Origin of the sequence: Brevundimonas sp. EAKA (genome assembly GCF_000698025.1) — a bacterium.
GTDB classification, from domain to species: Bacteria; Pseudomonadota; Alphaproteobacteria; order Caulobacterales; family Caulobacteraceae; genus Brevundimonas; species Brevundimonas mediterranea_A.
Genome location: NZ_JMQR01000008.1, coordinates 21676 through 44876 on the forward strand (window position 1 = coordinate 21676; position 23201 = coordinate 44876).

Annotated in this window: 24 protein-coding genes; 13 read left to right on the top strand and 11 right to left on the bottom strand. The window is 62.9% G+C overall.

Features of this window, described 5'->3' with window-relative positions; all coding sequences use genetic code 11:
• The first annotated feature begins 106 nt into the window (after window positions 1-106).
• On the top strand, window positions 107-313 hold the full coding sequence (locus tag ER13_RS02435) for a hypothetical protein (RefSeq protein WP_035306095.1): 207 nt from the start codon (window positions 107-109) through the stop codon (window positions 311-313).
• A complete protein-coding gene (locus tag ER13_RS17865) occupies window positions 301-705 on the top strand; it encodes an AlpA family transcriptional regulator (RefSeq protein WP_081836093.1) in 405 nt (134 codons plus the stop codon). The genes ER13_RS02435 and ER13_RS17865 overlap by 13 nt, the downstream gene beginning before the upstream one ends.
• 17 nt (window positions 706-722) lie before the next feature.
• On the opposite strand, the gene ER13_RS02445 is transcribed toward ER13_RS17865, so the two are convergent.
• Together ER13_RS02445 and ER13_RS02450 are read right to left on the bottom strand one after the other, a co-directional pair.
• Window positions 723-968: a hypothetical protein gene (locus ER13_RS02445; protein WP_035306098.1), complete on the bottom strand. Its 246-nt coding sequence runs from the start codon at window positions 966-968 to the stop codon at window positions 723-725.
• A gap of 81 nt (window positions 969-1049) precedes the next feature.
• Window positions 1050-1622 (bottom strand): hypothetical protein, encoded by a 573-nt coding sequence (locus ER13_RS02450; RefSeq protein ID WP_035306100.1) that lies wholly within the window; start codon window positions 1620-1622, stop codon window positions 1050-1052.
• Window positions 1623-2353: 731 nt separating this feature from the next.
• Between ER13_RS02450 and ER13_RS02460 the strand changes: the two genes are divergently transcribed.
• The 6 genes from ER13_RS02460 (at window position 2354) to ER13_RS02485 (ending at window position 10647) form a co-directional block, all read left to right on the top strand.
• Complete coding sequence (locus ER13_RS02460) at window positions 2354-5332, top strand: TrlF family AAA-like ATPase (protein ID WP_035306104.1); 2979 nt, start codon at window positions 2354-2356, stop codon at window positions 5330-5332.
• Between the two features lie 129 nt (window positions 5333-5461).
• Complete coding sequence (locus ER13_RS02465; RefSeq protein ID WP_197019703.1) at window positions 5462-6151, top strand: HNH endonuclease signature motif containing protein; 690 nt, start codon at window positions 5462-5464, stop codon at window positions 6149-6151.
• A 168-nt stretch (window positions 6152-6319) separates the two neighbouring features.
• Window positions 6320-7570 carry a DUF6035 family protein gene (locus ER13_RS02470; RefSeq protein ID WP_035306109.1) on the top strand — a complete coding sequence of 417 codons (1251 nt, stop codon included), beginning with the start codon at window positions 6320-6322 and terminating at the stop codon, window positions 7568-7570.
• 260 nt (window positions 7571-7830) lie between these two features.
• Complete coding sequence (locus ER13_RS02475; RefSeq protein WP_035306160.1) at window positions 7831-8295, top strand: hypothetical protein; 465 nt, start codon at window positions 7831-7833, stop codon at window positions 8293-8295.
• Window positions 8295-9554, top strand: coding sequence for an XRE family transcriptional regulator (locus tag ER13_RS02480; protein WP_035306112.1), 1260 nt, complete (start codon window positions 8295-8297; stop codon window positions 9552-9554). Before ER13_RS02475 ends, ER13_RS02480 begins: the two co-directional genes overlap by 1 nt.
• A gap of 7 nt (window positions 9555-9561) precedes the next feature.
• Complete coding sequence (locus ER13_RS02485; protein ID WP_035306113.1) at window positions 9562-10647, top strand: beta family protein; 1086 nt, start codon at window positions 9562-9564, stop codon at window positions 10645-10647.
• Here the strand turns inward: ER13_RS02485 and ER13_RS18235 are convergent.
• Window positions 10604-11245 carry a sce7726 family protein gene (locus ER13_RS18235; RefSeq protein WP_146756758.1) on the bottom strand — a complete coding sequence of 214 codons (642 nt, stop codon included), beginning with the start codon at window positions 11243-11245 and terminating at the stop codon, window positions 10604-10606. The genes ER13_RS02485 and ER13_RS18235 overlap by 44 nt on opposite strands.
• 13 nt (window positions 11246-11258) lie before the next feature.
• Between ER13_RS18235 and ER13_RS02490 the strand changes: the two genes are divergently transcribed.
• The 3 genes from ER13_RS02490 to ER13_RS02500 are packed head-to-tail and all read left to right on the top strand — an operon-like array spanning window position 11259 to window position 13772.
• Entirely contained in the window at window positions 11259-11957 is a 699-nt protein-coding gene (locus ER13_RS02490; RefSeq protein WP_197019704.1) for a hypothetical protein, read from the top strand.
• A complete protein-coding gene (locus tag ER13_RS02495) occupies window positions 11954-12721 on the top strand; it encodes a hypothetical protein (protein ID WP_035306114.1) in 768 nt (255 codons plus the stop codon). The genes ER13_RS02490 and ER13_RS02495 overlap by 4 nt, the downstream gene beginning before the upstream one ends.
• 7 nt (window positions 12722-12728) lie before the next feature.
• Window positions 12729-13772: a hypothetical protein gene (locus tag ER13_RS02500; protein ID WP_035306163.1), complete on the top strand. Its 1044-nt coding sequence runs from the start codon at window positions 12729-12731 to the stop codon at window positions 13770-13772.
• Window positions 13773-13843: 71 nt separating this feature from the next.
• Here ER13_RS02500 and ER13_RS17590 read toward each other — a convergent pair whose 3' ends face one another.
• The 7 genes from ER13_RS17590 to ER13_RS02535 all read right to left on the bottom strand — a co-directional run bounded on the left by ER13_RS17590 (window position 13844) and on the right by ER13_RS02535 (window position 19747).
• On the bottom strand, window positions 13844-15220 hold the full coding sequence (locus ER13_RS17590; protein ID WP_146756759.1) for a hypothetical protein: 1377 nt from the start codon (window positions 15218-15220) through the stop codon (window positions 13844-13846).
• Between the two features lie 3 nt (window positions 15221-15223).
• Window positions 15224-16075, bottom strand: a complete 852-nt coding sequence (locus tag ER13_RS02510) for a hypothetical protein (RefSeq protein ID WP_035306115.1) — start codon at window positions 16073-16075, stop codon at window positions 15224-15226.
• Window positions 16072-17070, bottom strand: a complete 999-nt coding sequence (locus ER13_RS02515; RefSeq protein WP_231492452.1) for a type II toxin-antitoxin system HipA family toxin — start codon at window positions 17068-17070, stop codon at window positions 16072-16074. Before ER13_RS02515 ends, ER13_RS02510 begins: the two co-directional genes overlap by 4 nt.
• Before the next feature lie 241 nt (window positions 17071-17311).
• Window positions 17312-17647, bottom strand: coding sequence for a helix-turn-helix domain-containing protein (locus ER13_RS02520; protein ID WP_035306118.1), 336 nt, complete (start codon window positions 17645-17647; stop codon window positions 17312-17314).
• 76 nt (window positions 17648-17723) lie between these two features.
• Window positions 17724-18275: a hypothetical protein gene (locus tag ER13_RS02525; protein WP_035306119.1), complete on the bottom strand. Its 552-nt coding sequence runs from the start codon at window positions 18273-18275 to the stop codon at window positions 17724-17726.
• Between the two features lie 200 nt (window positions 18276-18475).
• Window positions 18476-19408 (bottom strand): hypothetical protein, encoded by a 933-nt coding sequence (locus ER13_RS02530; RefSeq protein ID WP_035306121.1) that lies wholly within the window; start codon window positions 19406-19408, stop codon window positions 18476-18478.
• 12 nt (window positions 19409-19420) lie between these two features.
• Window positions 19421-19747, bottom strand: coding sequence for a hypothetical protein (locus ER13_RS02535; protein ID WP_035306123.1), 327 nt, complete (start codon window positions 19745-19747; stop codon window positions 19421-19423).
• Window positions 19748-19937: 190 nt separating this feature from the next.
• On the opposite strand from ER13_RS02535, the gene ER13_RS17595 reads away from it, so the two are divergent.
• A complete protein-coding gene (locus tag ER13_RS17595; protein WP_052004753.1) occupies window positions 19938-20810 on the top strand; it encodes a DUF2726 domain-containing protein in 873 nt (290 codons plus the stop codon).
• A 24-nt stretch (window positions 20811-20834) separates the two neighbouring features.
• Window positions 20835-21653 (top strand): hypothetical protein, encoded by an 819-nt coding sequence (locus ER13_RS17600; protein ID WP_052004755.1) that lies wholly within the window; start codon window positions 20835-20837, stop codon window positions 21651-21653.
• 128 nt (window positions 21654-21781) lie between these two features.
• On the opposite strand, the gene ER13_RS02550 is transcribed toward ER13_RS17600, so the two are convergent.
• A complete protein-coding gene (locus ER13_RS02550; RefSeq protein WP_035306125.1) occupies window positions 21782-23074 on the bottom strand; it encodes a site-specific integrase in 1293 nt (430 codons plus the stop codon).
• Between the last annotated feature and the right edge of the window lie 127 nt (window positions 23075-23201).

Genomic DNA, 23201 nt, shown 5'->3' on the forward strand with positions numbered 1-23201 from the left:
GTTCGGCACAGGCCCTACTATCCGCGTGGCGTGCTTCGCGCTTGGGCGTTGGATCAGGTCAGCGACCTTCGCGCGTCTGCCCCGCCCGCGGCCAGGGGTCGGCGTCATGGCTGAGGCGGGATTGGAAGGGTTTAGAACGGAGTGGGCGCCCAGCGTCGCGGACCTGCTGGTCGACCCGGCGGTCAGCTTCGCCCTGAAGGACGTTCTTCGCACCTGGGAGGTTCGAGATCCGGTCGATGCGGCGCGGGACGCCCGGTTGCTGGCCGAGGTTCTGGAGCGCCGGGCGGACGAGGCGGTGTCATGGACAGTGTGAGCGAGCCGCCTCCGTTCGACGCGTTGGAAGACCGGATTCTCCCCTGGTCGCAGGTGAAGGTGATCTGCGGTCTGAGCCGGACGACGGTCTGGCGCATGCAGAAGACCGGAGATTTCCCGGCCTGCGTCCAGGTCTCGCAAAACCGAGTCGGATGGTGGCAGAGCGAGCTGCTGGCGTGGCGACGGGCGAGGACACCGAGGCGTCTGCCGGAGCCCCGGGCCATAGTGGAGAGGCCGGAGCCGGTTAGACCGCCAGTCAGGAGAACCCTGGAAGAGCCGCCTAGAAGACCGGCGCCTGAGGCTGCGACCGGTTCGGATCAGCCCGTCAGGAGCCGTCGGAAACGGAAATCTGGTGTTCCGGAAAACCAGGCTGCGTTCGACTTCGGAGGCTAGCGGGCGGACCGGGTCGATTAGACCCGCTTGAAACGGACGCGGTCGGCGCCGGCGATCAGGAAGGCGTCGAAGCCGGCGTCGCCCCAGGCCTTGCGCTGAACGTGGGTCGTGGCCGGGTCGGTTGTGTTCGCCCACCACTGCGGCAGGCCCGCGCTCTTGGGTAGCATATAGCCGATCTTGCGCTCCATCTCGGCGAAGGAGAGCTCGAGTTCATCGGTCTTCTGCTTGCGAAGATAATCCCGGAGCGGATCGTATTTGGCCATGGCGGTCTTTCATAGCTCAACGCGCCATAGAGGGGGCGGCGGGAAGGTGCCAGGCCTGAGTGCCCACCGCAGGCGCTTGGGTCAGTCCGGCGTGTCCGAACTCTGCAACCTTGCGAGCAGCGGCGAAAGCATTTTGAGCGTGTATTCGCGAACCCGATGAGCGTCCGCAGGCTGCTGCTCGTTGAGGTCCCCGATGTGCGCCAGCGCCATGCGCACAAAGGACATGCAGACGATCGCGCGCCGTTCCGGGACGGTCAGCGCCCGGAGCGGCCGCATCAGCCCCTCGATCACCGCGTCGGTACGCAGGTCGAGCTCGGCAAGTCCTTCGGCTGAGCGGATGTCGGGCCGCCAGGCTTGTCGCGCGTCGAGCTTGCCCTGATGGCTCCACTCCAGGCTGGCCAGGCCGTCCTCTTCAACCTGATCGGCGAGCGTCCGCAAAAGACTGGCCGCCTCGAACCGCCGATCCCGGCTGCTGCTCTTATAGGTCACTCCGCTCATGGCGGCCGCGACGAAGGCCTCGGCGATGTCCCAGCCGGTCTCGGCGCGGGGCTGATCCAGGGCGGCTGAGTCGAACTCCCTGAGTTTGAAAAAGGCGCTCAGAGCAAGATCGTAAACCTGCGCCTTGTACTTCATACGCTCCGGAATGCCGCTCATAACGCTTCTGCTCCAACGATCTGCCGTCGACGCCTTTAGCGATTACCGCGACGGTCTTGTCGAGCCTTTGGGGTTCATGGGGAAGGGCGGCGCGCCTTGGCCTCCGACGACCGGCTGGTTAGTTACCGCCCTCGGGGGCGCGTCTCGCGCGGAGCAGATCTCCGATAGAGCGGCCACCGACACGGCAGACGGCGATGACGCGGTCGTGTACGATGACGCGGCCGCTCCTGCCGCGGCGTGCGTCGCAGACCACATTCTGTCCGAACGCGACCTGTCGCAGAAGCGACTGGGATAGCCGTCCGTCAGGCGAGTGGAGTTCGGGCGCGTCGAAATCCGCCAGCCGCACTTCGATCCAGCTATTGGGATCTCTGGAGCTGCCGACGCACAAACTGTCCCCGTCGCCGACATAGCGCACCGATCCCGTGAACGGCTGACCCGGCTGGGAGGGGAGCCGCCCCTCGCAAGGATCGGCCGATGCGGGTGTCGCCATAGCAGCCAGGAACAGGGCGCATAGCGCGAGAGCCGGGAGGCTGAGGAGGGGGCGGTACGTGTTGGGCATGAGCCTCGACAGGGTTGTGACAGACGGCGAAACAGCTGTCGCTGCTGAGCGATCTTTTCGGCTCGCACAAGTTCAGGAACAGAAGTCGCCCGAGTAGGGATGCAAGGTCATTGCACGCGAATTGATGATCGTTACACGATAGGGTGGCGTAAAAAAGCGGGACGGGGGAAGCATGATTAGTCGAGGTTCTGAGTGGCGCCGTTGGGAGCCTCACATCCATGCGCCCGGGACCGTGATGAACAATCAGTTCACCGGCCCCACGGCGTGGGAGGATTATCTATCCGCGCTTGAAAGGGCCACGCCGCTCATCGAGGCGATCGCCGTCACCGACTATTATGTCACCGACACCTATGAGCGGGTGTTGCAGCACAAGGCCGACGGGCGATTGCCGAAGGCGACGCTGATATTTCCCAATGTCGAGCTGAGACTGGATGTGGCGACCGCGAAGGGCGGATTCGTAAATCTGCATCTGTTCGTCAGCCCCGAGGACCCGGACCATATCGCCGAACTGCAGCGCCTTCTATCCCGGCTGCACTTCACCGTGCAGCAGGATCGCTACGACTGCACCCGCGCCGACCTGATACGCCTGGGCAAGAAGGCCGACCCGAACATAACCGACGACGGCGCCGCGCTCTCCTACGGGGCGAACCAGTTCAAGGTCAATTTCCGGCAACTGCGCGAGGTGTTCGGCGAGAGCGGATGGGCCAAGAAGAACGTCCTGATCGCCGTCGCCGGCGGCGCCACCGATGGCACATCGGGCGTGAGGGAGGCCGCCGACCAGACCATTCGTCGCGAGATCGAGGGATTTGCCGACATCATATTCGCCAGCAGCCAGGCGCAGCGGGAGTTCTGGCTCGGTCAAAAGGATCTCGACGCCCAGGCGATCCGCGCCCGATATGGCGGTTTGAAGCCCTGCCTTCATGGCAGTGACGCGCACAGGCTCGAAGACGTCGCCACGCCGTTCGGCGACCGATTCTCATGGGTCAAGGGCGGGCTGGAATTCGACACGCTGCGACAGGCCTGCATCGACCCCCGGGGCCGGGCCCATGTCGGCGCCGAGCCGCCGAAGTCCGCAACGCCGTCCCAGGTTATTTCCGAGATTGAAATACTCGACGCGCCTTGGCTCCAGACGTCGACCATCCCTCTGAACTCCGGCCTGGTGGCCATTATTGGCGCGCGGGGATCGGGCAAGACGGCCCTGGCGGACATGATCGCGGCGGGCTGCGATTCCATATCGGACGAGGCCTGGGCCGCCGATGAATGGGCGAACCCCTCGTTCCTGGTGCGCGCCCGGCCTCTTATCGGCCAGGCCAAGGTGAAGGTCAGTTGGGCGGCGGGCGCTCCAGGCACGCGGTCGTTGGATGGGGCCGATGCCAACGGCCCGCTGAGCTATCCTCGGGCGCGATACCTGTCCCAGCAGTTCGTCGAGGAACTGTGCTCATCCAGCGGCCTGACCGACGGACTCCTCCGCGAGATCGAGAGAGTGATCTTCGAGGCCCATCCCGATCATGATCGTGACGGTGCGTTGGACTTCGCCGAACTGCTGGAACATCGCGCTTCACGCCATCGTCTGGCGCGCGATCGTGAGGCCGAGGCCGTCTCCCAGATCTCGGAGCGGATCGGCACTGAACTCGAGAAGGAAAAGCTGGTCGCCAGCTATGAGGCCATGGTCGCGCAGAAGCGGCAACTGGTCGACGCCTATACCGCCGACCGCGCCAAGCTTGTTTCGGCGGGCAGCGAAAAGAGGGCTCAGCGTCACACCGAGCTGGCTGGCGCGGCCAACGAGGTCAGGACCAAGTTGCGGCGGTTCACAAACCAGCGGCAGACCTTCCTGGCCCTTCAGGATGAGGTGAGGGACCTTCGGCGCAACCAGGCGCCGGAGACACTGCGGCAAACCCAGGCCAGACATACGCACAGTGGAATGTCGAACGACCAGTGGGCCGCTTTCATTCTGGATTATACCGGGAAGGTCGATGACGACCTGAACGACTACGTCAAATGGGTTGATGGCAAGATCGCGGGGCTGAAGGGCGCTGCACCGCCAGCCGGTGATGCGAACACGGCGTTCTTTGCTGATGAGACAGACCTGACGACGCTGTCGCAGGCGGTCCTGGAAGCCGAGATGGGGCGGCTGGAAAAACTGGTCAGCTCCGACAAGGAAACGCAGCGGCAATACACGGCGCTGTCGGGCCGGATCGCGACCGAGACTGCGGCGATGCAGACCCTCGCGGCCAAACTTCAAGACAGCCAAGGCGCCAAGGATCGTGCCCGGGATCTGCAGGCCGAACGCGAAGAGGCCTATGGCCGGGCTTTCGACGCCCTCATCGCCGAACAAACCGTTCTGGAGGAATTGTACGGGCCCTTGATGGCGCGTCTGGCGGCGGCCTCCGGGACGTTGAAGAAGCTGTCCTTCTCTGTCGCGCGGGTCGCCGACGTGGCCCAGTGGGCGGGGCAGGCCGAGGAGGGTTTGATCGATCTCCGCAAGGGCGGGGCGTTCCGAGGCAAGGGCACCTTGCTTCAGAAGGCCAACGAGGTCCTCAAGCGGGCTTGGGAGACAGGGTCGTCAGCTGAGGTGGTGTCGGCGATGGCGGAGTTTCGTCGGCTTTATCAGAAGGAACTGCTCGACCACTCGCCGGTCGCCCACACCGAGCAGCTGGAGTTTCGGGCCTGGTCGAAACGCTTCGCTCAATGGCTGTTCAGCACTGGTCATATCGAGATCCACTACGGCATCGAATATGATGGCGTGGATATCCGCAAGCTGTCTCCCGGAACCCGCGGCATCGTCCTGTTGCTGCTCTATCTGGCGTTGGACGATGGCGATGGCCGCCCGCTGATCATCGACCAGCCGGAGGAGAACCTCGACCCGAAATCCGTCTTCGAAGAGTTGGTGGGTCTGTTCATCGAAGCCAAATCGAACCGCCAGGTGATCATGGTGACGCATAACGCCAACCTTGTGATCAACACTGACGCCGATCAGATCATCATCGCTGAGTCAGGGCCGCATCCGCACGGTGCCTTGCCGCCGATCACCTATCAGTCCGGTGGCCTGGAGAACGCTGACATCAGAAAAGCGGTTTGCGACATCTTGGAAGGTGGGGAAGGCGCCTTCCAGGAACGAGCCCGCAGATTGAGAGTCAGGCTGGAGCGATGAGGTGCTGAATAGGCTAAGTTCGGTCGAGCCGTTTGCTGGCGCGCGTCGCGCGAGATGAGGCCGTCGGAAACGACGATCAAAAGGCTCTTCGCGACGTCGGGGAATCTCTGCGCCTTTCCAAGGTGCGACTTGCCCATCGTCGAAGCCGTGGGGACGATCACCGGCGAAATCTGCCATATCCGGGCGCGAAATGAGGGCGGCCCCCGCTTCGACGTCACCCAGAGCGAGGACGAACGGCAGGGCTTCGAAAACCTGGTTCTGCTATGCCGTCGACACCATAAAATGGTGGATGCCGAACCCGATGTCTATTCCGTAGAGGCGCTCGAGGAGATCAAGCGGATCCGAGAAGGTGATATGGGACGGCCCGAACAGGCTACCGATGCTTTCTATGCGAAGATCCTCCTCGGCGACCTTCGGCGCATCGAGGTGACCAACAATAGTGGCAACGTCGTCATCGACAGCCCCGGCGCGATCATAGCCAAAACCGTCAATGTGAAGACCACCCGTAACACGGTAAAGATTCAGCCCGCGGCGGGCACGATCGGGGCCGATCTCAAGGCGAGCCGGTATACTCAGCACCTGATCAGCCGATACAATGAATTCGCGAGCGCCGATAAAACGCGCGACACGAAGTTCAGTTACGAGGCTATTTCCAAGAATATTGAAGCGAACTTCAGAGGCCCCTGGAGGATGCTGGCGATCGAGGACTTCGACGCCCTGTGCGTCTATCTTCAGCAGAGGATCAGCCGAACGCGCATCGCCAAGTCAAACGCGGCTAAAGGGATGAAGGCCTTCTCCAGCTTCGAGGACTATACCTAAAGGGCGAGCTGAGCGACGATGCGGCACGGCGAGACGCATTGGCGCCGATGTGACCGCACCTCTGCCGAAGGCGGACTTTAGCTTTACCAGCCGACTCACCAAGTCACGACCGATACTGGCGCACCGACTGTGTGCAATCCTTCCTGATTCGGAGTTGGCGGGACGGAAATGGCCCAGAAACCTCAGCGCATCATCGAGGTGGCGGTGATCGACAAGGTCGGTCCGATCACGGCCGAGCGGCTGATGGCGATGTCCGAGGCTGAGTGGGGCCTGCTGAGGCAACGCATTACCGACGCTCGGCGAGGACGGGATCACCGATCCATTGCCGCCTGTCTTCGTTGCGGCGGCGCCGTCTTCATCAAGGCGCGCGCCTTCCGTCAAAAACGGCTTCCCTATTTCGCCCACTTCAAGGGCGCCGTTGCCGCCTGTCCTTGGTTTACCGGCGATACCCAGGACCCCGATAGCCTGAAGGCGGGCCAGTACCACGGTCACCAGGAAAGCCCGGCGCACCGGCTGATCTGCGAGCAGATCGCCCAACTTGCCAAACAGGATCCAAGCTGCACGCGGGTGGCAGTAGACACCTATCTTGCACCTACCGCCGGCGGCCATGGCCGATACCCGGACGTACTCGTGACGTATACTAACGGCCGCACGGTCGCCTTCGAGATCCAGTTGTCCAACACCTTCCAGACGGAGATTTCCGACCGGTCACTGCATTACAGGCGCGAAGGGGTCGGTTTGATCTGGGTTCTGTTGGGGCACGAACTCCAGTCGGGCGATCTGCCGCAGTCGTTCCGTGACGTAATCCTCCGCCATCGGGACAACGCCTTCGTGCTCGATCAGGCGGCCATAGAGACGTCTCTAGCCGCTCGACGCCTGATGCTAACCTGCTTCCTGCGGAAGTCGGACGGCAGCTTCGGCGACGAGAGACAGGTCGCTGTCAATGATCTCACTTTTCCTGAAACCGGCTGGCCCTACTATGAGGATCGGGTCACGCCGAGTTTGCTGGCGCGAGGGGAGGCCGTGCGCGCGCCTTGGAAGGTGGCGCTGCAGGCCCGCACTGATTTCTCCTACTCGGAGCTCACGACGCCGGCGTTCATTGCGGCCAACAGCGATCTGTGTGCGCGCGTGCCCGGTCTGGCGCTTTGGCAGCATCAAAACCTCGATCGTTGGCAATTTGCGCACTTCATCGCGGTGATGTTCTCGACACTTCGCTACGCCGCGGGGCGTTCAAGAACTACGCTTCCCGACAGCCGAACATCCAGGCGATGCTCAACAGCAAGTTGTCGGGACACCCCCTCATGCCCTTCGCGCCGGTTCTTCAAACGGTGCTCGCCCGAACCTCGGCAGGCCCCCTGCTCGAGGGCACCGTCGGCGTGCACCTCCGAAGGGCACTCGAGTTGGGCGAGGGCAATCTAGTGCTAGAGGCGCATGCGATCTGGCCGGCGATTCACGTCTTGCTGCCAGAAGTTTTCGATGGGGCGCTGCGGCTACAGCTGGAGACTCTTGGCGCCCTTCCGGCCTGGGCGAAGTCGAGCACCGACCATCTGGCTTATTCTTACGAATGATCCCGCCGGCCGGACGCCAAGCAGGCGTCGCCAAGGCTGTTCCGCACACACCTCCGCGCACACCGTTCACCCGACTGGACAATACATGCACACAACGATATTGTTGTGTTCATGATCCCTTCCCTTATTGATCCGGGCTTTGGCGCGCCTTGGGCGGTTCTGCCTTCGGGCGTCCACGAGACGACGCTGGAGGAGGTTGCCGCCCGGTTCGCCACCACGCCACACCGACAGTGGTTGTTCGGTGGTTTTCAACGGGCGGTGGAGGCGCTCCGGCTCGCCGGATGCCGTGCCGTCTACCTCGATGGCAGCTTCACCACAGCGAAAGACCACCCCGGTGATTTCGACGGCTGCTGGGATCATGCGGGGATGGACTTTTCCTTGCTTGACCCCGTTCTCCAGAACTTCGCCGGCAAGCGCGAGGCTCAAAAAGCCAAATATCTCGGCGAGATGTTTCCGGCCTTCGCCCCGAACGGCGCGACGGGCACCTTCCTCGATTTCTTCCAGATCGAGAAACATTCGGGCCAGCCCAAAGGCATTTTGCGGCTGACGCTCGCGACCTCGAAAGGGGCGTTGTAATGATCACGAACGAAAGACAGTACCGGTCCACGTGCGCGGCGCTGGACCAGCTGAAAGCCTCGGCGGGCGCGCCGGCGGCCACCAACGTCGATCCCGCGTTCGCCGTCATCGCGCGCGGTGCGCTCCAAAGCCAAGTGGCGGAACTCGAAGCCGATGTCGCCCTTTACGAGGCCCTGAAGTCAGGAGCGCAGACGACGTTCTCGGCCGCACGCCTTGCCGATCTCCCCGAGACGCTCATCCGCGCACGGATCGCGAGAGGCATGAGCCAGAAGGATCTCGCGGATTTTCTGGGGCTGAAGGAACAACAGGTCCAGCGATACGAAGCCGAACGCTATCGATCCGCGAGCCTTGAGCGTTTGATCGAGGTCTCCGATGCGCTCGACGTGCGCATCGAGAACCGTGCGTCGCTCGCCGGGAACGGGAGCCTGGAGTCGGTCGATCCCACCGCCTGGCAGGCTTTCCCTCTGGCCGAGATGTACAAGCGCGGTTGGTTCGAAGACTTCTCCGGAACGCTGACGCAGGCGCGCAAGTCCGCCGACCACCTCGTGCCGGCCTTCCTGCGGAGTGGCTCGGCCCGATTCGTCCCTGCCGGCTTGCACCGGAAGTCTGTGCGGTCGAACGGCGCTGTGCACGAACCGGCGATCGCGGCATGGGAAGCGCGTGTGCGACAGCTGGCCGCCCGAAACCCGCCGACGGCAACCTTCGATCCCGCCTTGATCGATGATGCCTGGATCGCTGCCCTCGTCGCCCTGACCCTGGATGCCGACGGCCCACTGAAGGCCGTCGACCACCTGCGCCAGATCGGCATCGCCTTCGTTGTCGAACGGCATCTACCCGGAACCCTGCTGGACGGCGCAGCCATGGGCTCGTTCGACGGCTACGGGCTGATCGGCCTGACGCTCCGCCATGACCGGCTGGACAATTTCTGGTTCACGCTTTTGCACGAGATCGGACACCTCAAGCTCCACATCGGCCCGGAAGCCTTTGCCGCCATCTTCGACGACACGGAGAGCCCGTCGGACGAGCGCCACGAAGAGGAGGCAGACGGCTTTGCACGGAACGCGCTGCTGCCTGTGGCTCAATGGGATCTCGCGGTGTCACGGTTCTCGCGCACGGAGAAAGCAGTGCTGACTGACGCCAAACGCTTCGGCGTCGGCCCAGCGGTCATCGCCGGCCGGGTTCGTCGCGAGGCTGGCGACTACACTGTTCTCCGTTCTCTCGTCGGCGCCGGGGAAGTGCGCCGCCAATTTGGTCTTTGAGGTTCAAATGGCGATCGCCCCGACCCAGTATGTCCCCCTCCTGCGCTGGCGGATGGGCGAGTATCAGGCCCTGTTCAAACTCGCGGCCGGACTGAAGCCGGCGGTCGTTCCTCTAATCGAGGTCCTGCCGCCGGACTTCGATTTCGAGCAATGGCGGCCGAAGAAGGAGATCGACGACCACCTCGGTGGTTTCGCGGCCAAGCTGGAAAAGAAGTGGAGCGATCGTCCCGCGCTCATCGACGGCCGCCAGTTGGCCCCTGCGACCCGCATGGCGGACGGCCGGCACACGATGACGTTCCTGTTCGATGAGGCCCGCAAGCTTGGGGCCTCGTTGACGCCGGTCATCAACCTCGAGAGCGACGCTGCCTACCGGAAGGCGGTCCACGACATCGATGCTATCGACATGAACGGCGCGGTCCTGCGGTGCACGCTCGAGGAGGCGCTCGATCCAGACTTTGACGATCATGTTGATGCCTTGCTCAAAGCCTTGGCGATCGACATTGCCCAACTCGACATCGTACTGGATCTGGGGGCGCCAGCCTATTCGCCCCAAGGCCCGCTTGTGGGCGTCATACGCGCCGCCCTGAACGGCGCGAGAATGCTGTCCGCGCGTAGCGTTGTCGTTATGGCGGCGTCCTTCCCCGAGACGATGACCGAGCTCAAACTCCCGATCCAGACCGTGTCGCGCGAAGAGTGGCGGCTTTACGCAGCCTTGGTGACGGCCCAGTCGCCCCAGGAACGACGTCCGTCCTTTGGCGACTATGCGGTCGCGGCGGTTAAATTCGCCCAAGGGGATATGCGATTTATGCGGGGATCCCCGAACGTACGCTATGCGGTGTCGGACGGCGGCTGGCTGGTCGCGCGCTCCAAACGCAAGAAGGGCGAGACTAACCAGGCCTACCCCGGCCTATGCGGTCTGATCCTAAGCTCGGGTCAGTACCACGGCGCAACGTTCTCGGAAGGCAGCGCCTATATCGAGGATTGTCACGCTGGCGCCGCCAAGCGCGGCAACCCCACGGTCTGGAAGTGGGTGGCGACCAACCACCATATCACTGTGGTCTTGGACGATCTCGCCAAACTGCCCGCGCCTTGAGCGTTTCCCTGACCCGCGCGCCTAGCACGCGTCGCGGCAAGGCGGAGGCGAGAATAGGATACAGAGCATCGCGAGGTGCTCTGAGCGTGCGCTCCGGGTGCCCGAGATCGCGTAGCATTTGAACGATCTCCGGGCGCCACAGCAAGCGCGCGAGTGTCACCGGATCGATAGAGCGGTTGACCTTTTCGTCACGGATTCGCCTAAGCGCGACTTCACCGTTGGCGCACCGTCGCGCTAGCACGACCCCCCACCAGTCGGGCACGAGGAGCCGAGCCGCGTCGAGGTGACGTTCGGCCACGATGAGAGAGGCCTTATCGACGACTTCGCCATAAGCGCTGACTTGGAACGGAAGGCGGGCCAGGGTATCCGCTTCGGCCTTGATCTCTAGCCCGCGGATGTGGCCGTTGATCACGGCGATATCGATCCGGCAGGATCCGTGATCGAGACCGAGTTCATCGATCACGAGCGTATCAGCGCTGCGCATCGCGGAGCCGAGCATACGTGCATAGACTGCACGCCGTACGTCTCCATCTTTGAACAGGGTTGCCATACCCCGGCATAGCTCTCGGGAATTGCTCAGGGCAAGCGGTTTGGCCATGCCAGCAAAGTCGTTGATCGACGCGACCGAACGAACTCAGGGCGACAAGGGGCGAAAAATGCTAGTCAAGGATCAGTTGCCGCGCATCTTCCAGGCCAACCTTGCGCGACTGTTTGAGCGGGTGGTCCAGCCCGCGATGGAGGCGCTGCCGGTTCATTCGTCGCTCGAAAGCGGCGAGGCGGCGACGATGGATCAATTTCTCGTTCGCGCTGCGGCCCAGGTCGACAACTACACCGCCAATGAGGCGGCGAAGGCGTTCACGCTGATCCTCGCTGCGACCTTCGAGCGTCAACTGAGTATATGGGCGCGAGCGGTCCATCGCGATGACGCGACGGACATGCCCAAGGCGCGGGGTTTCCGGGAGCTCCTGGCGATCTGCGCCGAGCGCGCCGGGATAGACGTCGGGCACGGCGGGTTGGGTGCTGATCTGACCGAGATGTTCGTGGTCGCCAACGTCGTGCGTCATGGCGAAGGTTCGTCGTGCGAAGAACTGAAGACGATCGCGCCGGCGCTATGGGACGAGGCCGCCAACGACTATCACGATCTCCTGGCAGGGCTGCCGATTGCGAGCGAACATCTCAGAATCCGCGCGAGCGACCTCGTTTGCTATATCCGGGCGACAACGCGTTTCTGGGGCTTGGCTGACACTCTTCCGATGGCGGTGATCGATCCGCCCTATCGGTTCGCGACAACGGGCGGGGAAACAACGTGACGGACGCCGACGAATTTGACGATCAGCCGCGTTATCGCGATGTCGCTGAGATCGGCACGAGTGAGCTCCACGAAGCGCTGATGAGCTTGGCCGGCTTTGCCGCCAACCCTTACCTAGCCATGCAGGCGAGCCAGCTTTGCCTCGTCGATAATTCGCTCAACGCGCTGGAGCACGAGGTCATGCGCCACCAGTTCGATGACGAGCCGCCGCGAGGGAAGATCGCGTTGCTGGGCGCGCTCTCGCCCATGTGGATCTACGCGGCCTACGAGCTGTTGCGGACATGGCGCCAGCGCTGTGAAGACGTCATCAAGCTCGCCGAGAATTCAGGAATCGGCCTCAAGGCCGCCCATCTCGAACGAGACCTAGGATACCGCCACTACGATCGCGAGCTGCGCGCGCAGCAACTGCGTGATGCCCAGGAGCGGCCCGAACTGGTTGAGCAGATGCGCCTCGACCTGCGGCGGACGGAGATGGGCTTCACTACGCTCGAATTCATCCGCGTCGCGCTCGCCAAGCACGAGGTGAGCAAGAAGGGGAACAAGAAGCCCATTGCGTTCGCGCCGGGCCTTGCCCGCCCCAACCGCTGGTGCGGCTCGATGGAGTATGAGCTGAGCAATGGCGGCGCGATCATCAGAAACGTCACGCGCCGCGACATTGCCGAAACCATTCGGTTCATCCCCGAGGCGGAAAATCCGAGCGACGCTGATCTGGTCGGCTTCCAAGCCTATATGAACCCGCCGGATGTCGAGCCGCCGGCGGGATGACGGGGTTGTGAGCGACCAGCCGCCGCCAGAGCGACCAAAGACCAAAGCCTTCGACCTGCTCGCGTCGGTAGCCGCATTTGCGCGCGAACACTGTATCGCGCTGAACGACCCGTCATTGGTCGAACGCTTTGTCGCCGACGCAACGCCAAAGCTGGAGGAGGCGTTGGCGGACCCGACGCTAATTCATGGCTCGCGAACCGAGCGCCTGTTTGAAGCAACGGTGCTTAGCCTGGGCCACTTTCGATTGCTCAAGACCGAGGATGTTGGCCGCGTCCATGCCGCCGACACCTGCCGCGCGCCGGATTTCCGAGTGGTGCTGGACGACGGCGAGCAGTGGCTCGTCGAGGTCAAGAACGTCCGAAGCAAGGAGCCCTTCAAGCAGAAAACGCAAATGACGGCTGCGTATCTGGCCTCGCTCCAGACCTACGCGGACATGGTTGGCGCGCCGTTGAAGCTGGCGATATTCTGGTCGCTCTGGAACATCTGGACGGTCATCTCTCCGGATCGCTTCCGCCGTCCGAACGGCGGTCTCCGCGTCACGATGAAGGATGCGGTGATCGCCAACGAGTCCGGAAGGCTCGGCGAGGTGATCATCATGACCAAGGCCCCGCTGCGCCTGGTGCTCGGGGCGTCGACCGATATGCCGCGTTCGCTGAGCGCGGAGGGGCTGGCCAACTTCATCATCGGGTCGGCGAAACTCTATAGCGGCGACGTCGAGCTGACGGATCCTAGGGACCGCAAGCTTGCGGAAGTGCTTCTGCTCTACGGGGAGTGGTCCATTGAGGGGCCGCTTGCAGTCACCGACGGCGGCGAGTTCGCGGGTGTCGAGTTTGTCGCGAACCCAGAGGAATCGTCCAATCAGGGCTGGGAAGGTATAGGCTGGGCCAGCCGCATTTTTAGCCGCTACTATGCTGCGCAGACGATAGACGGTGACCAGGTCATCCAGCTCCATGGAGAGGCGGCCCCGGAATGGTTCGCGCCACTTTCGGATTGGGATTTCAAGAACAGCAAGCTGCCGCTCTTGCTGGGGCGGGTTCAGGCGCCTGGATGACCAGGTGCGCGGCGATCCGGAGCTGCCTGTCTGATTCTGCTTCGTGCGTGGGCCTCCTGAGCGCCTGCGTTCTAATCCAGTTCGTCGTCGACCGGCTGTTCCAGCGGTGGCAGCACCCAGCCGTCGGACTGTAGGAAGGTGAGAACGTCTTCGTATTTGTCGGCACGGCGCACGCGGCGAACGTGTTGGTAGAATCGATTGCGCGCGTCAGGGGTCGGCCGATCAGCGGGCGCCGCGTCGCGGAGCACGCCGAGCAGAAGCGTATCCGTTTCGGACGCATCCCAGTTCTGCCCGTTGTCGATGATGGCATCGAGGAGTTGGTCAAGCTGTTGGCCGTTGAGGCGGCCGGCGAACGGCGTGATGAGATCGCTGAAGTTCACCTCTGATCCGCGCCAGCTGCCAGAAGCCTGATACAGATCGACCGCCCGAGGCCAGAGGTCGGCGAGCGGCTGAGAGGCGATTGCGGCGACCAAATTTTCCCGATTGAGGCCGGCGATCAGCGGCAGTAGCGCGGCGCGGAATTGTGGGACAGTCACGCCTGCCAGAATGCGGTAGTCAGCGAGCGCCGCGGGGTCGGCGTTGTCGATGGTCGCTTGAAGGGCCGTCCGAGTCGGCTCCTGAAGCTGCGGCCAGAAATCCGGAAAAGCGGCGATGAACGCGATGGCGCGAGGGCGGTTCGCCGGCTCGAGGTTGTCTATGAGCCTGACGATCGCCAGCGATATATCCGGCCAGGCCTCAGCGGCGCGTTCGCGCACCGCGACCAGCGAGGGGATTATCTTGCGATGGAGCGGCTCCCATTGCGCGGGCACGCCCTTGAGAATGGATTTTGCGAGCACCGTGCCGAAGTTGCGGACGTTCTGAGCGCGGACGCGCGCCAGGTAGCGCTGGTCGACATAGTCCAGGATGCGCGCGTATTCCGTTGGAAAGCCGGGCGACTGCACGTCGATGTCGTACAGCTCGAAGATCGCTTTGCCTTGCAAGGGCTCCTGCGACAGAACAAGATCGACCGCATTGACGAGGTGAAGCCGCACCAGCTCGGGCGACGGCGCGAAGAGATCCGCCTCGGCCGAGAAGGCCGGGTGCGCGCAAAGATGTCTATCTTCGCGCAGGCGCTCCAGATGCGTTCGGGCGATGCGATTGACGACCTGAGTGTTGGCCGTTGCGTCTTCGAGGATGCCTCCCTCAAGCTGAAGCAGCTTGGGGATATCGCCTGTGACGGTCGCGTTGTCCCACGCCTGAAGAAATGCCGTGGCGGCCGCATCGCCCATAGCGCTCAGCTCGCGATACTTGGCGATCAGGTCGTAGACCAGGGCGACCCAGGCTGAGGTGAGTGCGCCACGCAGCGCGCCGGCCTTGTAGGCTTTCACCGCATCAAGAAAATACACCTTCGACTGCGGATGCCGAATTCGGGTGATGAGGATGTCGAGATCAACAAATCCAGTGTCCACGGTTCAGACCCCTCCAATTATGTGTCGGTCCCCGCCGAGCGGGATGATCCAGCCACCAGCGCGGTCCGGTCGGGCGACCGCGAGCGGTCGCGGAAAGGTCTGGCGTGTGAGCGTGCGCAGCGCCTGTGCGAGTTCGGCATGGCCAAGGGGCTCGATCAGGTTGGCGACATGCAGGCGGAGCAGCCCGATGAACGGGGCGTCCTTGTCTTGCGGATCAATGGGAACGCCCTCGTCGATGGGATCGCGAACCGACAGGTGAGCATCAGCGGGATTGGAATTGGCCACGCCCCAACGGGTGGCGACCGCGATCCGCTTTACGGTGACCTTTTGGCCTTTGACCGTCACGTCGATGCGCCCGGCTTGTGTCCAGGCGCGCGCGAGTGCTTTCGCGGGGCCTCCCGGGTCGTGACAGCTCTTGGCCTCCGCGATCGTGAGCGAGGTCAGATCGGATTTGAATGCGATCCAGTCAGGGAGGTCGCCTCGGGCGAGGCGCTTGATCCTGGCCTGCTTGCGGCGATCGAGATCGATCACTTGGTTGCCGAGATGGGCGAAAACGGAGAGGTCAAAATATCGTTCGAGATAAGCGCGGGCGACGAACCGCCCGAACAGGCCCGACAACGCGACCTTCACTTCGCGCGCCTGGCCCAGCGGCTGCCTGAAGAGGAAGGATGTGCCCGCGCCGGTCGGGGCGAGGAGAGCATCCAGGATCGACCAGGCGCCATAGGCTGCGCCCGGCGTCTGGAGCACTTCGCGGATGCCGGCGTCTTCGATGTCGGAGACGTCCAGCGCGATGGTCGCGCCCGGGAACGGGTCCAGTGATGGCGGCGTGAAGTTGTAGATGAAGGTTCGGGTCATAGCGCCAGCGCCCGCTTGAGATCATCGTGCTCGAAGGCGCTGGCCATCCGGGTAATTTCGGCGGAGCGGGCGCCGACGGCCTTGGCGGTGTCACGCCACGTCGCGGTCACGGTCGCGACCTCTTTGATGATGGCGCGGGCCTGCTGCAGCGTGAGGCCGAAGAACTCCGAAGCCGCCTCAAGCAGGTCGAGCGAGCAAGTGCCCTCATCGAGGTCGATGTTGGTCGTCAGCACACGCGCCTTGAGGTCGGTGGGCACAGGGTTGAGGTCGTAAGCGGGAGAGAGGGACCATCCCGTCTTGCCGAGCCAAAGGAAGCCATGGTTGCGCAGGTGATCATCGACATTGGAAATCAGCACGTTGAGGACGACCCGCCGATAGAGGGCATGAGCGTCGGTCTTCCCCTGAGCGCCATGTTGCGTAAGCGCGTCGACGATCTCCGGGTAGCTGCCGCGCTCGCCGTCCTTGGCGCCCATCATCGCCATGGCTGACAGGAAAGGCGTGCGGATCGGGCCGGCGCGATCGAAGCGCCGCGACAGCATCACCGCCTTGCCGGCGACCTCAATGAGTTCATGGTGAGGGGTGGTGATGCCCGCCTGGCCAGCCAGTCGGAGCGCGATCTCTTCCCACGTCTCTATGCTGTATTCGTCGGTCTCCTTCGGAAATTTGGCGATGGAGAGGTGTCCGTGCTGGTCGATGACCGACGCTTTGGGCCGGGCCCCGCCCAGGGAAGAGCCGGGGGCGAAGATGAGTTGAAGGTCCTCGTCCGTTTCCTCGTCGCGGAGGACCCGTTCGGTGATCTGGAGCAGCCGCCCGAGTTCGATCAGGGCGGGGACGCCGGCGCGGATCGGGGCCTGGAACATATCTTCGCCCGCCCAACGAAATCTGAGGGCCCCCAGGCGGGTCTCGTCGGCGACGCCGAGCAGGTAATCGCTTTCCGCAAGGGTGCGAACGGCGCGGCCTTCGCGTTCGGCAAGGCGGCGTTCGGCCCGTTGCATAAGACGTCGCCCCCATGTGTCGGGCGCTGAGTCTCCGATGGAGCCGAAAGTCGCCAGTCCGGCAGGAGGGGCGAAGGCACCGCGGGTCAGGGCAAGGGCAGGCTCTAGCGAGAACCGGTCTGGATCGGCGAGCCACGCGCCATCATATTCGAAAAGGATGGTCTCCGTGCCTCGAACGCGATTGCTCCTCGCCAGGCCGATAGGGCGCGTGCGTCCATCCAGGTCGAGATGTACCTCAAAGTCAGTCATCGCGAGATGATCCGCCTGTTCGCTTGAGATGGACGCGCTTGGGCAGTTCCGCGCTGGCCAGCGCTTGTCCGACCGGGTCGTTGCCGATGTCGGCGATCTGGCCCAGACCGTCGAGCAGGCCGAGCGCCTGAAGGACGCCAGCATAGATGCCGATGCTGACATTGGTGTCGCCAGCCTCGATCTTCTGCAGGGTCGAACGGGACGTGAAGGCGCGCTCCGCGACGACGGCCATTGGCAGCCGCCGACGCCGACGGGCGTCGTGGATGTCCGCGCCGAGCTTTCGCATGACGCGCCGCACGGCGGCGGGAGGCGTATGTGGTGTAGGCATTTGACACCTTCGCACTACGGATTGGCCTAATATGTAGTACGAAGCTTACAATTTATCTACCCCTCGCAGAGAGCGCCTAGCGGGCTTGCTTAACTGCTTTCATGATGCTCAAGGCGACCGAGAGGCTCAGACCCATGTCCAGGCACAACTTGAAGAACTCTTCCGAAGCCTGATGGGCCTCCAGACCGTATTGACGCACGAGTTTGCGGGCGTGTTTGCCAAGCGGGATAGCGTCGCTGAGCGAGACCCACTCGGGATTGCCGGCTTGTTCCTCGAAATCGAGAATAAGCGCTTCCGGCAAGTCGGCGCCGAGCAATATGTAGCGAAGGTGCTTGATGAAATTCGGGTGCGTATAGATGTCTTCGCCCCGGCAGTTATTGCGTTCGAACCCGCCCTTTCTCGACGCTTTGATCCGGCCGGGATTGTATTCGACATCGTTCCAGTAGCGGACCCTCTGGGGCGGCACGCCGTCTCGCTCGCTGAGCGAAGCCAGGAGGGCGAGAATGGGTTCGGCATTCGCGTTGTAGGCGGCATGGGCTTCATCGTGATTGCGATGAGACAGGCGCAGGTCGATCTTGGAGACCAGCGCTTCTTCGGCCTCGGTTAGGGCTATGCGGTACTTATCCATGCGATCCTTTCATCTGTCTTCAGCAGGGGATGACCAAACAATGCCGCCAAGGCTGATGGCAGCGAAACCGGCGGTGCAGGCGCCCGCACGTCAGAATGTCACGAGATAGGCGGGGTAGAACAACTCAACGGGCCCAAGCACATGCCTGTCCTTGAGGACGCTGGCGCGCCCTGCGCGTACTTCAGGGCCGCACGGCTTTTTCACCAGGAATGTTGCGGGAGCGGTGCAAGGTCAGCGGCAAGGAGCAATCGATTCAAGGTTGTGACCACGCGACGCCGCTTGTCTTCCAAAGCCTGTTGAACCGCGAAGTTCGGGATCATCAGCCAGTCATTGTGCTGGCTTACATCGCCGTTTCGCTCGGCTCTCAGCAAGGTGGTCCTGAAGTCGTTCAGCTCACCGGCGAGAGCCTCAGCTCCAAGACGAAGATCGTCATCGTTGAGCGTGCGAACCCCACCAATAGCCCGTTGCACCCGTCTCCCCTCCCTGTCGAGAAGATCACCGGTCGCGAGAAGGCGCTGAGTGTCGATTAGGGCCTGTTTGAAATTGTCGGCATGCTCGCAGCTCAACGGGTCGCGAAACGCAGGACGATCAAAAGCGACCGCGAAAAGCCCGAGCAGTTTCTGATCGCGCTCGGGCGCCGTGAGCCCCTGGGCGACGGTCCGATAATATTCATCCTGCAGCCGTGCATCGCGATTCAGGACCGCGTCATAGTCGCCCCAGGACCAGGTCAGGACACCGAACTTTCCAACCTTCTTGCGGGCAGCCGCCATGGCGGCCGCCTTGTTCTGGATTGCCCGGTCCGGCTTGGCCGTCGTCGCGAGAATAAACAGGTCCAGTTTCGCCGGATGGCTCTCGGCGCGCCGGACAGCGTCCGTCAACGCCTTGACCGTGATGGCCCCGCCAGCCAGAAGCACATTGTCCGCGTCGCGCTCATCGCGCTGTTTGCACTGGATGCCGATTGTGCGGCCATCTTCCGCCTGAACGAGCACGTCGAGTCCGTTCTGGCTCTGGCCCTGCCGCCCGACCTTCTGCGGCGTCGGGTCGCCGAACACGACACGGGCCGCGCCTACGGTCAGGTCTTCGAACTGCTGCCAATAGGCGGGCGGAGCGTGCCCCTGTGTAAGATCAGGCATGGGGCGTCCTTATCAGCGCAAGCGGGCGATGTTTGCGACGTAGCCGCCCAGAGAGGTTGGCTGCGTGACCTTGCCCCAGTACCGGGCGCTCGCGCTTGACACCTTTCGGAGGATCAGGAGGTCGAGATCAGAATCGAGGCCGGCGACCACCGCCTTGCCGACCACGTCGATGTCATCATCGGCTTCGAACAGAATGAACGAGGTCGTCTCGTCCCAGTAGCCCGAGTCGAAGACCTGGACGGCCGCATAGATCGACTGGCGGCGAAGAGACTCGACGCCTTTCGCTGCAGAACGTTCAGTCGCGACCATGAAGCTCAGCCAATAGTTTGCAGTGGCCATGTGCGGCACCCCCATCCCGTCGAAAACTCGACCATCGGAGATATGGATACGGCAAAGCTAGGCCGCAATCGCGGGTGGCCGTATCGCGCGACTACCGCGCAACGGTCGCGCACAGGAGGATCAATCCCTTTGTGCGGTTCGCCCTATGTTCTCGCCGTGCTAGGGCTGACGCGTCAACCCGGAGCCGGCCGTGAAACGCCTTTTCGATCATTACGAGCAGATGACCCACAACGCGGTCAAGCCGGTCGCCGACCGATTCGGCCTGTCCATTTTTCCGAAAGTTCGGGTCGCGGACGTGATTGATCCCGACGAGGTCGGGGCAACCGGCGACCTCAAGACCTACGCGCTAAAAGCGCACTTCGATTTTGTGATCTGTCGCAATGACTGTGACCCGGTCTACGCGATCGAGTTCGACGGAGCGTCGCACCGAAGTGTCCGCCAGCGGGAGCGAGACGCCAAGAAGGACGAGCTCTGCAAGCGAGATAACCTGCCGATCCTTCGGATTCACAGCGAGCATCTAACTACTGGCTACAGCCATCTCACTTTGCTTGGCTGGCTGGTCGAAGTGGCCGAGATGAAGGTGGCGTTCGACGCGGAGCAAGAAGCAGGGCGGATTTCTTGGGAAGAGGATTTCGACCCGTTTTTCCTTATGAGCATTGAGCCGGGCGAGCCGAAGTTTCCTTACTGGATCTCCGGGTTGCCGCGGGTGCGCATCGAGCGGCTGCACAAGCGCGGCCTGATCCACCATCCGTGCGGATCCGGCTTCTTTGGTCTGACGGACGACAAGCTTTATCGAGGCGCAGAACTGATCGCCGTCACCCCGACGGTCGGAATCCTGCTCAAGGGCGCGATGCGCGATCAGAACTTCCCGGCGCCCTTTGGCGACCTCCTGAGTGAAATTCTGTCCGTCAAGTTGGCCGACCGTGTCCAGCACTGGGTTCAGAGCGGCGAGGGCGGCAAACCGATGGAGGCTGTTTATGCGGAAGCCCGCGACCTGATGGGGGGCCTCCAGCTCCGAGGGAGTCATTCCTGCGGCGACGTCACAGATCGGTGGCACCTGTGACATTGTTTTCCGGAAAGGGCGAGCATGCAGTTCCGTCATGAGGCCCGTCAGGCACTTGCGCGGGCGAAGGCGCTGCTGGCCCAAGGTGACGACCAGGCGCTACGCTATGCCGCCTTGGAACTGCGCCTGACGCTCGAGGCGATCGCTTACGACCGGCTGCACGACTACAGGCGAGATGTCCCGCCCAGCGTCTATGAGACGTGGCAGCCACCTAAGGTTCTGAGGCTGCTTCTTGAAATCGACCCTCGGGCCGATACTCCACAGACCGTCAAGATCGCCCGCAACCTGGCTCCCGGAGTGGATGACGCGCGCGCCGCTGTCTTCTTCGAGCAGCCCATCCGCCAAGCGACGTTGAAGGACAATTACGGCGCCATTGGGAGCTACCTGCACTTCCCGACCCTGAAGCAGCTAAATGAAAAGGGCGGCCCCGATTTCGAAAAGTTGCGGCGGCGATGCGAAGCCTTGGTTGAGGAACTCGATCCTGTCGTCACGCCAGCGAAGACCTCCTTCATTATGGGGACCTTCTCTCACTGCCCGTGCTTCAGATGTGGCGAGGACATGCGCAAACGCTTGCCGCGCGACGAAGCAGGTCAGTTTCCTGCAAAATGCGTAGCCTGCGGCGCTGACCATCTCGTCTTCTTCGAGGAGGACGGGGAGGGAAAATGGACAACGAAAGCCTTTCCAGCGCCATGCGCACACGAGAATTGCGACGGTATCCATCGGATTTTTCCCGACGAGATCCGCCAGGGTTTCCAATGGACCTGTGACGCGTGCGGCCGCGATAGCGTGTTCGACTTCGCGATATGCCCAGTTCTTCCGCCCGAGACATCCAGCCAATGCTGAAGGGTCGGATTGATCGAAATTGCAGGTTTATTGGTCGGCCTATTGGGGCGCCCTGAGTGTCGTAACTTGCGGCCTGTCAAACTCGGATTGGATCCTTATGGCATACCTGCCCATCAGAGAGACGCTTGCTAAGTCACCTTAGGACTGAAGCGCTCGCCAATCCGTTCCGCAAGCGCCCGAACTGGGTCATCGCTCAAATGGGCGTACCGTTCTGTAGCGCGGCTGTTGGCGTGTCCCAGCGCCTTGCCGATCATCGGGAGGCTGGCCCCGTCGGCCAAGGCGAAGCTTGCGAAACTGTGGCGCAGGTCGTGGATGCGCACGCCTTCCAGCTTGGCTTTGGGGAGCACCTTGTCGCGCCAGATCTTGGACTCGGACGTCGCATATCCGTTGTCGCCCTTGGTGGCCGGGAAGACGAACTGGCTTCGCCCGCGCGTCTTGTAGAGACGCTGCAGGATTCCGAAGGCCATGTCGTTGAGCGAGATCCGACGATCCCCCGTGCGCCCACCGGCCTTGGTGCGGCTCGGCGGCAGCACGAGCCGGCGCCGGTCGAAGTCGACCTCCGTCCAGCGCAGACCAGCGATCTCGTTGCGCCGCGCACCCGTCAGAAGCAGAAGCCGATAGACCGCGCCCTGCCGTTCGGAGATCGTCGCATCCGCTTCCAGAGCGTCGAGCGCGGCGATCAGGTCCTGGGCCTGGGACTCGGACAGGAAGCGCTCGACCGCCGGTCGGCGCTTGCGTTCGACCTTCGCGCAGGGGTTCGGGCCGGCGAAATGGCCCTTATCGATCGCCCAGTTGAAGGTCGCCCGCAGGGTGGAATAGGTGCGGTCAGCGATGCCTGCTCCGCCCTTCACGATGGATCGACCACGAAATTTGGTCTTTACATCCTTGGCGGTCTTCCCGGCCGTGATCGATCGGATCATCCCGGTGATGTGGTCGCGGGTGACCGTATCAAGCGCCATCTTCCCAAGCAGGGGCGCGACGTGGCGCTCGAGGTTGGTCCGGTCCATGGCCCATGACGAATCCCGTTTGGTCGGTTTGTCGTCCGGCCCTTTCTCCAGATACAACTCGACCAGGCCTTTGACGGTGAGGCCCTCGATGCGCCTGCGGGCTTCTCCGGGATCGATGCCGCGCCGCGCATCGACCACCACCGACGCCGCCTCCTTGCGAGCCCGATCCGCCGTGAGCTTGTCCGGCCCATCCCCATGCTCGCCAAGCGTCAGCCAGCGCTGGATCCCGCGGACCCGATATTTGATGGCGAACATCCTTCGGACAGGCTTGGCGGCATGGCCCTGTCGGGTTTCGGTCCCGGGATAGATCCGGAGGCAGAAGCCTGCGATCTCGCTGTCCCAAATTCGACCCTCGCCGCTCTCCGGAACGGGCGCGCTCTCAACCACGCGCTTGGTGAGTTTTTGCTTCGTCATGGCGATGGAAATCTACGCTCATTTCCGAGCCACCGCTACCACTCCGCTACCAACTCAAGTGAAACCGGGCGAAACGCTCCGTAACCGGATAAACAAGAAAACCTAGTTAAAACAATATACAAAACTG

What these genes read in the sequence shown, in the direction of transcription:
- ER13_RS02550 (WP_035306125.1), bottom strand. Translation starts at nt 23,074, where the DNA reads ATGACGAAGCAAAAACTCACCAAGCGCGTGGTTGAGAGCGCGCCCGTT.
- ER13_RS02510 (WP_035306115.1), bottom strand. Translation starts at nt 16,075, where the DNA reads ATGACCCGAACCTTCATCTACAACTTCACGCCGCCATCACTGGACCCG.
- ER13_RS02485 (WP_035306113.1), top strand. Translation starts at nt 9,562, where the DNA reads ATGGCGATCGCCCCGACCCAGTATGTCCCCCTCCTGCGCTGGCGGATG.
- ER13_RS02535 (WP_035306123.1), bottom strand. Translation starts at nt 19,747, where the DNA reads ATGGCCACTGCAAACTATTGGCTGAGCTTCATGGTCGCGACTGAACGT.
- ER13_RS02480 (WP_035306112.1), top strand. Translation starts at nt 8,295, where the DNA reads ATGATCACGAACGAAAGACAGTACCGGTCCACGTGCGCGGCGCTGGAC.
- ER13_RS02460 (WP_035306104.1), top strand. Translation starts at nt 2,354, where the DNA reads ATGATTAGTCGAGGTTCTGAGTGGCGCCGTTGGGAGCCTCACATCCAT.
- ER13_RS02530 (WP_035306121.1), bottom strand. Translation starts at nt 19,408, where the DNA reads ATGCCTGATCTTACACAGGGGCACGCTCCGCCCGCCTATTGGCAGCAG.
- ER13_RS02525 (WP_035306119.1), bottom strand. Translation starts at nt 18,275, where the DNA reads ATGGATAAGTACCGCATAGCCCTAACCGAGGCCGAAGAAGCGCTGGTC.
- ER13_RS02475 (WP_035306160.1), top strand. Translation starts at nt 7,831, where the DNA reads ATGATCCCTTCCCTTATTGATCCGGGCTTTGGCGCGCCTTGGGCGGTT.
- ER13_RS02445 (WP_035306098.1), bottom strand. Translation starts at nt 968, where the DNA reads ATGGCCAAATACGATCCGCTCCGGGATTATCTTCGCAAGCAGAAGACC.
- ER13_RS02515 (WP_231492452.1), bottom strand. Translation starts at nt 17,070, where the DNA reads ATGCAACGGGCCGAACGCCGCCTTGCCGAACGCGAAGGCCGCGCCGTT.
- ER13_RS17600 (WP_052004755.1), top strand. Translation starts at nt 20,835, where the DNA reads ATGCAGTTCCGTCATGAGGCCCGTCAGGCACTTGCGCGGGCGAAGGCG.
- ER13_RS02450 (WP_035306100.1), bottom strand. Translation starts at nt 1,622, where the DNA reads ATGAGCGGCATTCCGGAGCGTATGAAGTACAAGGCGCAGGTTTACGAT.
- ER13_RS02520 (WP_035306118.1), bottom strand. Translation starts at nt 17,647, where the DNA reads ATGCCTACACCACATACGCCTCCCGCCGCCGTGCGGCGCGTCATGCGA.
- ER13_RS02435 (WP_035306095.1), top strand. Translation starts at nt 107, where the DNA reads ATGGCTGAGGCGGGATTGGAAGGGTTTAGAACGGAGTGGGCGCCCAGC.
- ER13_RS02470 (WP_035306109.1), top strand. Translation starts at nt 6,320, where the DNA reads ATGGCCCAGAAACCTCAGCGCATCATCGAGGTGGCGGTGATCGACAAG.
- ER13_RS17865 (WP_081836093.1), top strand. Translation starts at nt 301, where the DNA reads ATGGACAGTGTGAGCGAGCCGCCTCCGTTCGACGCGTTGGAAGACCGG.
- ER13_RS18235 (WP_146756758.1), bottom strand. Translation starts at nt 11,245, where the DNA reads ATGGCCAAACCGCTTGCCCTGAGCAATTCCCGAGAGCTATGCCGGGGT.